General features: G+C 64.4%; 11 protein-coding genes. All 11 read right to left on the reverse strand.

The features are described from left to right. Position 1 precedes the first annotated feature (1 nt). Positions 2-844 carry a glycosyltransferase gene (locus LK10_RS17530; RefSeq protein WP_081998644.1) on the reverse strand — a complete coding sequence of 281 codons (843 nt, stop codon included), beginning with the start codon at positions 842-844 and terminating at the stop codon, positions 2-4. Further along, entirely contained in the window at positions 844-2178 is a 1335-nt protein-coding gene (locus LK10_RS17535; RefSeq protein ID WP_052207518.1) for an O-antigen ligase family protein, read from the reverse strand. The genes LK10_RS17530 and LK10_RS17535 overlap by 1 nt, the downstream gene beginning before the upstream one ends. Before the next feature lie 653 nt (positions 2179-2831). Then, positions 2832-3638 (reverse strand): hypothetical protein, encoded by an 807-nt coding sequence (locus LK10_RS17545; protein ID WP_043126447.1) that lies wholly within the window; start codon positions 3636-3638, stop codon positions 2832-2834. Then, positions 3635-4537 (reverse strand): glycosyltransferase, encoded by a 903-nt coding sequence (locus LK10_RS17550; protein ID WP_052207519.1) that lies wholly within the window; start codon positions 4535-4537, stop codon positions 3635-3637. The genes LK10_RS17545 and LK10_RS17550 overlap by 4 nt, the downstream gene beginning before the upstream one ends. Next, positions 4530-5771 (reverse strand): rhamnosyltransferase WsaF family glycosyltransferase, encoded by a 1242-nt coding sequence (locus LK10_RS17555; protein ID WP_052207520.1) that lies wholly within the window; start codon positions 5769-5771, stop codon positions 4530-4532. Before LK10_RS17555 ends, LK10_RS17550 begins: the two co-directional genes overlap by 8 nt. Continuing rightward, positions 5768-6910: a glycosyltransferase family 2 protein gene (locus LK10_RS17560; RefSeq protein WP_081998645.1), complete on the reverse strand. Its 1143-nt coding sequence runs from the start codon at positions 6908-6910 to the stop codon at positions 5768-5770. Before LK10_RS17560 ends, LK10_RS17555 begins: the two co-directional genes overlap by 4 nt. Next, positions 6907-8466, reverse strand: a complete 1560-nt coding sequence (locus LK10_RS17565) for a lipopolysaccharide biosynthesis protein (protein ID WP_156144238.1) — start codon at positions 8464-8466, stop codon at positions 6907-6909. The genes LK10_RS17560 and LK10_RS17565 overlap by 4 nt, the downstream gene beginning before the upstream one ends. After that, on the reverse strand, positions 8463-9539 hold the full coding sequence (locus LK10_RS17570; protein ID WP_043126561.1) for a glycosyltransferase family 2 protein: 1077 nt from the start codon (positions 9537-9539) through the stop codon (positions 8463-8465). The genes LK10_RS17565 and LK10_RS17570 overlap by 4 nt, the downstream gene beginning before the upstream one ends. Further along, entirely contained in the window at positions 9536-10537 is a 1002-nt protein-coding gene (locus LK10_RS17575) for a glycosyltransferase family 2 protein (RefSeq protein WP_052207523.1), read from the reverse strand. The genes LK10_RS17570 and LK10_RS17575 overlap by 4 nt, the downstream gene beginning before the upstream one ends. Next, a complete protein-coding gene (locus LK10_RS17580) occupies positions 10531-11658 on the reverse strand; it encodes a DegT/DnrJ/EryC1/StrS family aminotransferase (RefSeq protein WP_043126452.1) in 1128 nt (375 codons plus the stop codon). The genes LK10_RS17575 and LK10_RS17580 overlap by 7 nt, the downstream gene beginning before the upstream one ends. Further along, positions 11655-12119: LbetaH domain-containing protein (locus LK10_RS17585; protein ID WP_043126563.1), on the reverse strand; the 465-nt coding region annotated here is incomplete at its 5' end. The genes LK10_RS17580 and LK10_RS17585, both read right to left, overlap by 4 nt.

A 12119-nucleotide genomic window follows, 5' to 3' on the forward strand; every position in this document is an offset into this window, starting at 1 on the left:
TCTACAGCCGCTGGGCGGGGCGCGCTGCGAGCGCCCTGCCCAGCTCGACGAGCCGGTGCGGCCCGCCGACTAGCCGCCCGGCGATCCGGGCTGCACCCAGTGTGAAGTCGAGCGCGAACTCGAAGGGGCCGTCCCCACACGGAATCTCGCACCCAAACCAGGGTGTGAGCCGCCGCGCTTTCATACGCAGTCCGACGAGCTCGGTGAGAACGTTCCCACCGTGCACCACCTGAAGCCACATAGGGTGACTCGATCGCAGGTTGAGCACGGGAGCGTACTTCGAGGCCTCGAAATGCCGCTTCACGAATACAGTTGCGGGCAGCTGGTTCCGCGCGCCCTCGACCAGAGTGATGAATGGATTTTGGGTATATGGACGTTGGTAGACCCCCTTCGGCCCGAGCTGAGCCCCATCCACGAGATTGATAAATCTCTGCTCAGGCGAGACCGCGGCCCGCTGGATGGTCTCTACGAAATCGCGGGCGACCGCATCGTCGTTGTCCACGCGCGTCGTGAGAACGAAAGGAGTGGCGAGCCGCTCGCGAACGATGCGCCCTGCCGCGAGAGCGTCGAAAGCCCCTTCGACCTCGACGACCTCGTACGATCCCAGCGACAGCTCGGCGAGTTTGGCCCTGAACCAATGTGGAGACTCGGAGTCGATGAGCACAAGCCATCGGAAGTCGCGCACGGATTGGGCCCTGAACGAGGGCAACGTATACCGGGCAAAGAGTTCAAGGCGACGCCGCAGCCATTCGTCTCCTGGGTCTCCCCTGTAGTAGCGTCCACGAACATTGAATCGCGTGAGAATGAAATGGGTTGACCGGAGATCCAAACTTTCAGATGACATCACGAGTTGATCCTTTGTCTGAGTCTTGGGGCGATCGCGTCCGCATGGACAGCTCTCACGGCCCCGTCCCGCATGACGCGCCGGTAAGCTCCGCTGATGCCGATGACGAAGAACATGAAGGCGGAGGAGAGCGGGAAGGACAAGGCATCAAAGAACGTGAACGATACGGCGCCCGCGCAGACGGCGGACGCCAAAGCCGCCCCTAGCTGACGCTCCAACCGGCTGCTGGCACATCTTCGCGACGACCAAGCCATGACCGCTCCGGATAGGAATAGCGTGAGTATGACCGGCAACCCCACGAGCCCAAGTTCAACGACGATACCCAGATATTGATTGTCGAGGTACACGTAACTCGGCAGAAGAGTTCCGAAACCTCGACCAAAGACGGGGAGGCGTCCAACCATGCCAAATGCCACATCGTAGCTGTTGATCCGTGAGGCCACGCTTGAATCCTGGCCAGCCCCCGTGAACATGCCGACGAGGGTGCCTGCCATGCCGGGTACGGCAGCGTAGACAACACCCAGCAGAACGACCGTAGTGCCGATGGCGATGCCCCTCTGCCGCATCGTCCACGAGAAGGAGAGAACGGCGATAGCTACGACGACGGCGATGAGCGCAGATCGCGATACCGAGAGGATCGAAGCAGCGGCTATGACCAACGCCGGCCACCACCGCGCCACGACAGGCCGCTCTCTGTCCTCCATCGCGAGCGTCAGGGCCAGCGGAAGCGCCAAACAGAGCAGCATTCCATATTCGAGGGGATGAGCTGCAGTTCCGGCCGCCCGGACGAAGCCACTGCGAGTGTCAATCCCTCCGATCCCGTCGCCGCTCATCCCCGGGATGTTGAGCCATCCGAGGAGCGAGTTCTTGGTCATGAACTGGAGCAGCCCGAGCGCTGCCATGAGGCCCACCGCTACGACGATACGACGCAGCATGACGAGGATGCTCTCCCAGCTCCGGAGTCCGTCATGCGCCACGAGGAATATCCCGCACAAAGCTGCTGCACGAAGCAGCCCATTGTCCGCGGGGCTGACCTCTGGCTGCGGTATGCCGCGGAACATAGCCGAGATATAGCTTCCAAGTACTGAGACGACGAAGGCCACAAGAAGCCACCGCAACACTTGGGACCCTGTTCCGTGCGCAAACGGGCGCTGTATCTGGTGCGCCATCCACCAAGCGAGCATGCCGAGGCAGAGCAAGGTGACCGGGCGGCCAACAGATCCGACAACGGTAATGGTCAAGTATGACGGAATGAAGGACAGGACCAAGAAGAGCGTCAACACGCTCTTCGCATCCAGATATCGACGGGCCGTAGCCCCAACGTCAAACCGCATGATTCCCCCGCCTTCTATCAGCACGAGATGAAGCGCGGCAGAGAACACGGTCAAATGAAACGGCGCCTAGGATCGAAAGAAGGAGTCCAAGCGCCGCGAGGCCCAAGATTCCGCGTATCCGCGTACTGGTCGACACCCCGGTGTCATCAATTGCGATGCTTGCAGTCGATGTGGTCACCCTGGAAACCAAGGGAACATTCTGCCGCGCCTGCAGGAGCGCCGCGAAACTGTCAATCTGTTGGAGAAGCGACTGGACCTCCGAGCGGGCGCGGTCTGGGCTCGCCGCAACAGCTTCAACCGCGAGCTCCGGCTGATCGTAGGTCTGCGACCATTGGCCTCCCGAGTTGGGAAGCACCACCGTGTAGCCGTTCCTGACGCCAGCTCCGGCCAGTGTGCCGCCGAAGGACGCGCTCGCAAGGGCCTGCCCATCGTCCTCGGCCAGGCCCCACCGCACCATTGCCGCGAAGTTCACCAAGGCCCCGAGCCCGCCATCCTCAGTTCGAGATAGAGAAACCGAGCCCGGCCACAGGAATACAACAGACGTCCGAGCCGTGTACAGGTGCTGCCCGGGAACAACAGACGCCCCTACCAAAGCGGTAAGGCAGAGTCCTGCGACGAGTGCATACCAACGCCGTACGAGGGCACGAACCACATCAGCTACGGTCATTGGCCGACCGCCGGCGTGAAGGGGAATTCTCGTCCCGTCTCAGGCTTTCACCATCATTCCCCCGATTATTGGAGAGGCCAATCCCGACCAACACCGGGTCCGCTTCCCGGGAATTGCCTTGTTCATCATCCGAAGCGGCCTCGAGCTTGGCTTCGCTCTTATCCTCACGAGAATCGCGAGAACGGACCCTCCCTGCTGCGCGGCGTAGGAGGATACCGTCCAAGAGGGCGGTGAACAACACCGCCACCAGGAGCCCGGCCACCCCGACGGCGGCAACTGCCTGGATTCTGGGCTTTCCGTCGACAATCGGCGCATCAGGCTGGGCGACCTGCATCGATGAAATACGCGAATTGGAGGGAACCTTGAGCTCGTCCTGCATGGCAGATAGCTCTACGGGAACGTCGTTCAACACGGCCGCTAATGCCGCCGTCGCCTGAGCGCTGCTCGAACTCTTGACAGTGACCACAAGGATGGAGCTGCCAGATGTCACGTCCGGTGCAGCTGTATACGTCGTCCTCGGAAAATCTGCGGTCAACCGCGAAGTAACGTCAGGCGCCGTCATCTTCCGGGTCAGAACGTCCATGGCCTGCCCCAAGCCACTGAGGAAGAGGTAGGGGTTTCCGCCAGCGCCCACACTCTGCTCTGACGGCAGGAGCACCGCGCTTCCTGAAACCTTGTAGTCGACGGGGATCAAACCGTAAAGGAAGTAGCTCAGGCCGCCCACAACCAACAGGCCCGAAACGAGGGCGTACCATCGTCGAATTATTGCAGCGCCTAGTGTTCTCAGCTTCATAGTCTCCTGCTCCTTCCGGAGAGGCTCCCCAGCCCCGTCCCTTTTCGCATTCCCAATCGGACACGGTCCAGTGCACCGCGACCCGCTGCCGCCACGATCGCGCGTTTCACGAGTGCGCGGGTCGCCTCGCGAGCCACTCGCCCGGGCTGGTCGAGAAGCGCGTCTCGTGCGCGAGACATCGCTTTGGGTTCGGGCATGGCGTCCAAGAGGCCGGGAAAGCGTCTCGTGTACAGCGCTGGACTTGTCAGCGCCCCGTGCACTCGATTGCTGACGTTGCGCCCGTGGACGACCTGGAGCCACGCCGGGGGCCCCTCCTCGATCAGGACCGGCATCTTCGTGCCGAGAAGGTTGTGCCAGTCGGCCCAGCATGTCTGAGGGTCAGACCATGGCGAGACAACACTGCAGAAGGCATTGGCGGAATCAGTTCTGCGGTAGAGACGACCGCCACGAGCGATCAGGCCATGGACAAGGTAAAGAGCGGTGGCCCCAGTGGACCGCTCGGCTAGCCGCTTGACTCGGCCCGTGAAGTCGGACGCGAGCGCATCGTCGTTGTCGAGATTTGTCGTCACAAGACCTTGCTGGCGCGCGCGGGAAACCTCGCTCAGATCGCCGATCAGTTCCTCGGGACTCACCGATGCGCGGAAGCACGGACGGAGGATCCCGGCAGCGCGCCATAGCGCAATCCGCTGCTTCAACCACTCGGGGCTTTCGGGATCGAAGTAGACGATCCACGAGAAGTCCTTCTCTTCTTGTGCCGCAACAGAAGGCAGGCAGAACTTCTCGAAGAGATCGACTCGCGACTCGAGCCATCCGTCTCGGTTCCTAATCGATTGTTCCAAGCCTGGGGACGGGAGGTTGAATCGGGTCAACACGACGTGGTCGATTGCGGAGCTAGGCATTGAGGCCCTCCGCTCGACTCATGGAAGCCGCCGAGGGCGAGCCGGACAGGACTTCCTCGAGCGCCGCTGCGAAGCGATCGCCGCTGGATCTCCAATCGAGATGACTCGCATCCGATGCAACACTCGCTGCTCCCGCTGTCTGCTGGAGTTCAATTCCCGCAACGAGGCCCTCCGCGAGCTTCCGCGGAGTCGGCGGGCTCCAGACGACGTGATCGCCATGAAGATCGAGACGCGAATACCGCCAATCGTTCAGGACCGGCACCACGCCAGCAGCGAGCAGTTCAAATGGGACAAGCGAAACGTTCGTGAACGAGAGGACCAATCCCGCGGCGCACCTTCTATAGAGGGCGTTGAGCTGACTTGGACTCAAAGTCGGGTGGACCGTCACGGGGAAAGGCGCCCGACCGGCCATCGTCCCGATGCTGTGAATGGGCACCTCGGGTCGCTCGCGGTGGAAGATTTCGAGAGCAGCGACGCCCAGTTCATACCCGCGGCGCGCAACCCCCGGCCGCGAGTAGAAGACGACGGCGTCTCGCTGCGAATGGAGATCCGCTCGATACACCTCGTGATCACAGCCGTAGGGAACGACGACGGGCTCTACCCCGTGGGCGTCGTATATCTTGTCCGCGACGGCTCGGCCCACGGTCAGGATGTCGAACCCAAAGTCATAGGTCGCCCGTGCGAGCTCAGACGCTACGCCCTGGCCATAGAACCAGGGCTCATAGTCCTGGGCGAAATAGACGCGGCGGGCAGGTTCCGTGAATCGCGCAACGACATGGGCGGTCTGCCAGGCAGTCGCTACCACGGCGTGGAATCCCTTGGCGCTCTCGGGAACAGGTTTCACGTCCGCCCGCACGTCCGGCCACCACTCCCGGATCACCCGTTCAGCGTCCTCAGGCACACTCCCCCGTCCGGCATAGAGCCAGATCTCGCAGCGATGCCCTTTCCGCTCGAGCGCCTGAATCATCCGGAACGCGGTCGTGTGTCCTCCCGAGCCCCCGCTCGGCGGTGTCAGAACCCATCCAATCGAGTAAGAGCCGCCGTTTGGAAGGGTGCAGTCCCCCTGCAGGGCCGCTGGAGACTGGACTATATCCGCCGGCGCGAGGGCAAGGTCCTGAGGCTCGGGTCCAAGACGCCGATTCAGCCAGCGGCGCCCGGCCGCGCCGAGGCCCTCGACTCCACCGTTGCGCCAAGCACGGATCGCTTTCGTGATCACTACGGGCTCACCGTTCACGATTCCCGCCCCGCTATTCCAAGACGAGCCATTCGTGGCCCGAGACCAGGGGTGAAGACACCGTCGCGACGCCAACGGCGCTCGCTGGCCTTGGTCCGAACTCTGCGGCGAAGGCGACGCACAAGCGCGTCTGCCGAGAACCCCGCCGGGGACGTGCCTCGCCTCCTGTACGCCTCGAGCCTGTTCCAGTTGCGAATTGTGCTCACATCAGTCACCAAATCCTCGGCCAGCGCCTGATACGCAAGCGACTCGAACGAGCGTCCGCGCCCGACGTCGTATTCGCGAATCGCACGCTCGACTGATTCTTCGGCCAACGCCCGAGAAGACGACTCTCGCAGTGCCATGAGTTCGGGCATCTCCCCGACCGGCCCGGAAAAGAGGACATCGAAGGCTTCGGCCCGTCCGCGCAGATCGATCAGCTCCGTGACCTCCGTCGCAGAAAGGCTCGCCGGATGTTCGCGGTGCCACGCCTGATCCACGCCATGAAGAAACGCGACGTCGCCGAAGGCCGCGAGCCGAAGCCACATCTCCATGTCATGGGTGTGCCTCAGCGGCATCTGCGGCCCCGCATGGTGGACGGTGGACATTCGCATGACGACTTCGGGCGAGGTGATGACGTTGAGACCCGAGATGCAGCGGTCCCGCAGCCACTCCTTGCCGGACCACACCGTCCATTGCTTGGGTCTCGTCCGCGCGGGAGGCAGGTTCATCTCCGTGAAGTGCAGCGGGTGCCCGTAGACCAGTCCGACCGATGGAAACGCATCGAACACCGTGATGGCGCGCGCGATTGACCCGGGGGTCAGTAAATCATCGGCATCGAGCCGAACAAGGAACTCGCCCGTGGCAGCGGCGAGGCCCTTGTTGAAGGTCGCCACCGGCCCACAGTTCGTCGAATTGGCCAGGACCTTCACGCCGGGGTAACGGGCGCACAGCTGGGAAGCGACATCGAGACTTTGATCCGTCGATGCATCGTCGACCACTATCACCTCGACCTCGACCCCCTCCTGACCGAGGGCGCTCAAGGCTGCTTGGGGAAGATACCTTCCGTAGTTGTGGCAGGGGATGACTACGGTGGCAGTTGGCCGCCCGATTCGTTTCCCTGGCTGGGTGCTTCGCGGAGCGCGAATGCGACAGCTCATTGTCGTTTCCTCGCTTCATCGGCCGTCTCCTGAATGGGAGTCGGAACAGACAAGTCTTCGGACACTGCGCTACGGATTTCGACGGGGGTCTTTCCGTGCGCGTAGAGCTCCCTCAGCTCGGGCAGAAGTACCCGGTTCGCCCAGAAGGCCACCACCGCGAGGTATACAACGGTCCCAGCCGCAGCCCCGGCAAGGAGACGCAGCCATGCTGGCGCGGGGAGAGTGCTGACCGACACAGCTGCGAAGTACGCCAGTACGGCGCCCAGCGCGGGAAAGCCGAGACACCCCAAAACCCAGACGAAGCCTATGGATGCCGCGCGTCCTACCAATAGGACAAATAGCGGGAACATCACGAACGCCGCCACGACCGTGTGCATCAGCGCGGCGCCCCTCATTCCGTAGGCTTGGCTCGCGAGCATCATGGCGGGGATCAGGATCGTGACCCAGAGGCAGTTGAGCCACAGAAGCCATCGGGTCCGCTTGAGTGCCACAAGCGCGTCCGAACACAGGGCGATCAGGACGCGAATGCCGCCGAACCATGCGAGGAGTTGAAGGGCATCGGCGGCCCCCGCCCACTTCGCGCCGAAAAGCACAGAGACGAGCGGTCCAGCAAGTGCAGAAATGAGCGCCGAGGCGAGGCAACCGACGAATCCGAGCAGGGAAACCGCCGCCCTGAGGTGCCGGAGGAAGAGTTCTGAATTGTCGCGAACCCTCGAAAGCGCTGGGACGCTGATGCTGTCAACCATGGCGGTGAAGACGGCGACCGGCCACCCAGAGATGTTGTACGCCTGACTGTAGAGGCCGAGCTCGTGGGCTCCCCGAGTTCGGGCCACGGCGAAGTTGTCGACATTCCCCACCGCGAAACCGACCAGGCTCGAACCGGCGACTGGTAGCCCGATGCGGAGAACGTGCCCGTAGGCCGCACGGCTGAACCCGGGCCAATACCGTTCACGCGCGAGGGCAAGCAGGGAGATGAGTGATGCTGCCTGGGTGGCGACCCGCGACCACGCCAAGGCCATCGCTCCGGCGCCCGAGGCCGCGAGAACAATGAGCACCAGGGCCCCGAAAACGAACGACGACGAATCGACGACGAATTTGGCGCGCTGCCTGAAATCTCGGACGAGCACAGCACCCGGTACCGCACCAACCGCCCCGACAACAATCGAGGCAGCCATGACCTGAATGACCGGTCGAGCAGCGGGAGCCCCCAGAAGAGCCGCAAGCGGCCCGGCGAGTCCGGCTAGGAGGAGGGACATTCCGGTCGACGAGATGAGGACGGACGTCATTACCGTAGGTGCCAGTTCCTTCGTGCGCGCTGGCTCCACGATGAGGGCTGATGTCAGCCCGAGGTCGCTGATGTTCGTCACAATCGCGTAGACGACGAGAGCAGCGGCATAGATGCCGAACTGTTCGGGCGCCACGAGGCGGGCGACGACGACGCTCACCGCGAGCTGGCCACACCGGAGCACGATTGAGCCCATCGCACTCCAAGAGAGACCGCGACGAATCAGAGGGCCGAGGTCTGGGGCCTCAATGGACCGGCTCGCAACACTCATGCCCTCACCGCCGCTTCTCGCCACTCCAGAAGGCGACGCCGCAGTCCCAAGGCCTTCTCAGTGACCCGGACACCCGGGTGTGCGACCGACCGCTGTGGCCCCAGGCCCATCCGGAACTCGAGTCTTCTCCACTGCGGGAGGTCCCGCGCCTCGGGCCACGTCTCGATGGCAAACCCAATAAGTGATTCGAGGGGCCAAGACTCCGTCAGACCCCAGGCGAAGGCCCGGGATGCCGCAGCGAGAGCCTCCGCAGACAGGTTTCGCATCGCCAGCTCTGCCAGATGCTCAAGCCGGTTCCGACCATCTGGGGCCGCAAGGTCTGCGAAGCCACGGAATGCGAGCCTGCGCTGCTCGAGGTCGAAAATCATGCCCGACACGCGGCCCGCGCTATAGGCCTCCGAGTGCATGTTCGATCCGTGGACCCGGTAGAAGGCTGCCGGAGGACCCCCGATGAAGGCGACGTCCGATAGCGCGGCAGCCCTCAGCCACATGGCAAGATCCCCCGTGTGCGGAAGGTCTTTCCGATATGGCCCCACCCGCGCGTAGAGGCTCCTCCGCATCACGACTTCGGGCGAGAAGATGCAGTTGGTTGCCCGGCGACACCGACGCGACAGCCAGACGTGGCCGTCCCAGATCCGAACCTTGCCAGACCGGTCGGATGCGTGAGGGATCTCCCCCTCGATCCGGGTGACTGTGCCGTAGGTGAACCCCACGTTGGGCCTCGACTCCATAAGGGAGACGGCTCGAGCGAGGGCGCCGGGACCAAGGGCGTCGTCCGCGGACAGGAGGACGAGGTAGTCACCCGTGCCCTGGGCAAGCCCTTCGTTGTAGGTAGCGATGTGGCCGCTGTTGCGATCATGAGCGATCACGCGAACGCGGTCATCGGCCGCAGCCAACTCTCTCGCCACAGCGACGCTATCGTCGGGCGAGGCATCGTCGACAATTATCACCTCGACGTCGACGTCGTCCTGTGCGAGGACACTGCCTACGCTGTCGCCCAGGAAATGACCGTACTTGTAGCAGGGAACCACGACGCTCACGAGCCGTCGTCCCCGTGGACCAACGGCGCTCATGTGCCGAACCTCCGCCACCAGCGCCACCGGACTTTGTCTCCGATGCGGAAATACCATTCCGGTCGGTATCCCAGTCCGACTCGCATTTCTCCAAGGGACCAGTCGGACGTCTCCCGGGCGAAGTCCAGATACGGCTGGACCTCCCCGGACGCCGCTCCTGACCGCACGCGGAGCGCGTAGACGAGTGCCTGCTGGCTCAGCCGCCGGCGCAGCGCACTGCGCCACTGGTCGATGTCGGCATGGGCACCCTGCTGCCCTTGCATGCCTCGGAAGAAGTCCTCGAACGCATCGAGTCGCCCCTGAAGGTCCGCAAGGTACGAGCCGAAGCTCGAGCGCAGAAGGCTGTCAGTATGGACGCGATAGAACCCCTGGTCTACTCCGCCTAGACGCGCCACGTCAGCGATGGCCGCCATGCGGAGCCAGACGTTGAGATCGTGAGTAGCCGGAAGGTTGGCGCGATGACCACCGGTTGCGCGGAAGACCGAAGCGCGCATCATGACCTCCGGCTGCATGATGACGTTGTCGCCACGCCTGCAGCGGAGCTGCGTCCAATGGCGCCCGCTCCACACTTTCAGCCGGCCCGGACCTGCAGTGCGCGCGGGCGGAGTCTGAGTCTCGAACGTGAGCGGATTTCCGTAGACGAAGCCCACGTTGCCGTGGGACTGCAGCGCGCTCGCCGAGCGGGCCAATGACCCGGCGGTCAGCATGTCGTCCGAATCGAGCTTCACCAGGAACTCTCCCGAGCATCGTCCCAAGGCCTCGTTGAATGTTGCAATGTGCCCTTGGTTGCGCTCGTGGGCGAAGACCTTCACCCGGCTGTCCCTCGACGCGATCCTGTTGGCGACCGCCACGCTGTCATCACGGGATGCATCGTCGACGACCACCACTTCGAGGCGGACGCCCTCCTGATTGAGCGCGCTCTCAATGGAGTCGCCTAGATAGTGCGCATAGTTGTAGGAGGCGATGGCAACGGAAACCGTAGGCGTCCCCCTCAGCATCTCCGCACCACCTCCGCAACGAGCTGCTGCTGCTCGGGCGTGATGTGCGGGAACATCGGCAATGACAGGATCTGGGCCGAGGCGTCTTCGGCGACCGGGAAGTCGCCCGGGTGGTAGTCGAGGTAGGAGAAGGCCTCCGTCAGGTGCACCGGCGTCGGGTAGTGGATCCCCGTCCCGATCCCGGCGCCCGCGAGCGCGGACTGCACCCGCTCCCGGTCCTCGGCGCGGATCACGTACAGGTGCCACACGTCCTCGTTGCCGGGACGGCTGTGCGGAATCCGCACCCCGGGGATCCCCTCGAGAAGCTCCTCGTACAGCCTTGCCGCCACCCGCCGTCGTGCGTTCCATTCGGCGAGCCGACGAAGCTTGGCCCGCAGCACGATCGCCTGGATCGCATCGAGGCGGGAGTTGAAGCCGACGATTTCGTGCACATACTTCACGGCGCTGCCGTGCGCGGCGAGGAGCCGCACCATGTCGGCCAGAAGCGGATCGTTGGTCGTGACCGCGCCAGCGTCGCCGGCTGCCCCGAGATTCTTCCCCGGGTAGAAGCTCGTGGCGGCGATGTGCCCCAGAGCGCCTGCCGAGCGGCCGTAGTGCCGGGCGCCTTGGGCTTGGGCGGCGTCCTCGACCAGCGCAAGCCCCCGGTGCGCCGCGAGCGGCACGAGCGCTTCAACGGGCGCGGTCTGGCCGAAGAGGTGGACCGGGACGATGGCCTGCGTCCTAGGCCCCACCGCCCGGCCCACCTTGTCCGTGTCGATGAGCAGCGTCTCGGGGTCGACGTCGACGAGCACGGGCCGGGCACCCGCCCGGACCACGGCCTCCGCCGTCGCCACGAATGTGTTCGCGGGCAGGATCACCTCGCCCCCTGGCCCCACGCCGACCGAGCGCAGCGCGAGCTCGAGCGCATCCGTGCCGTTGGCCACACCGATGCACGCGCGGACTCCGACGAATTCGGCGTACTCGTCCTCGAACGCGGTGACGTGCGGGCCGCCGATGAACGCCCCGGTGTCAAGGGCACGGACGACCTCGGGCACGACGTCCGAGCTCACCTCCTGCTGCTGGGCCACGAGGTCCACGAACGGGACCCTCTGCACACGCCCTGCTTGCGCCTCCGCTGTCATGACTCTCCCCTGCCTCCCACCGCGTGGGCGCCCTGCGCGAGGGGCCGGGCCGGAACGCCGGCCCAGGTCTGCCCCTCGGGCACGTCCGAAACGACGGCTGCGCCCATGCCGACGACCGCGCGCGCACCCACCCGGATCCGCTGGCGGACGCAGCTGTTCATCCCCATATAGGCGGCGCGGCCGACGACGACGGACCCGCCGAGCGACACCCCGGCGCCGAACGTCGCATAGTCGTCCGCGACGTCGCCGTGGGTGAACGTGACCCCGGGCATCACCACGACGTGCCGCCCGAGCGAGACCGCCGCCGTCATCACGACGTTCGCGAGCAGGATGCTCCCCTCGCCTACGGTGCAGCCCTCGGGAATGGTGACGCTTGGATGCACGATCGTCGCGAATCGACCCGGCGGAAGGCCCAGCGCCCCTAGCCGGCGCACGATATCGGCGCGCACTGCGCCGCTGCC

The organism is Sinomonas humi (assembly GCF_000802235.1).
GTDB lineage: Bacteria > Actinomycetota > Actinomycetes > Actinomycetales > Micrococcaceae > Sinomonas > Sinomonas humi.

Bases quoted from the DNA above. Each gene is read 5' to 3' on its own strand.
- LK10_RS17565 (WP_156144238.1), bottom strand. From the start codon at position 8,466: ATGAGTGTTGCGAGCCGGTCCATTGAGGCCCCAGACCTCGGCCCTCTG.
- LK10_RS17550 (WP_052207519.1), bottom strand. From the start codon at position 4,537: ATGCCTAGCTCCGCAATCGACCACGTCGTGTTGACCCGATTCAACCTC.
- LK10_RS17545 (WP_043126447.1), bottom strand. From the start codon at position 3,638: ATGAAGCTGAGAACACTAGGCGCTGCAATAATTCGACGATGGTACGCC.
- LK10_RS17575 (WP_052207523.1), bottom strand. From the start codon at position 10,537: ATGCTGAGGGGGACGCCTACGGTTTCCGTTGCCATCGCCTCCTACAAC.
- LK10_RS17580 (WP_043126452.1), bottom strand. From the start codon at position 11,658: ATGACAGCGGAGGCGCAAGCAGGGCGTGTGCAGAGGGTCCCGTTCGTG.
- LK10_RS17570 (WP_043126561.1), bottom strand. From the start codon at position 9,539: ATGAGCGCCGTTGGTCCACGGGGACGACGGCTCGTGAGCGTCGTGGTT.
- LK10_RS17530 (WP_081998644.1), bottom strand. From the start codon at position 844: ATGTCATCTGAAAGTTTGGATCTCCGGTCAACCCATTTCATTCTCACG.
- LK10_RS17560 (WP_081998645.1), bottom strand. From the start codon at position 6,910: ATGAGCTGTCGCATTCGCGCTCCGCGAAGCACCCAGCCAGGGAAACGA.
- LK10_RS17535 (WP_052207518.1), bottom strand. From the start codon at position 2,178: ATGCGGTTTGACGTTGGGGCTACGGCCCGTCGATATCTGGATGCGAAG.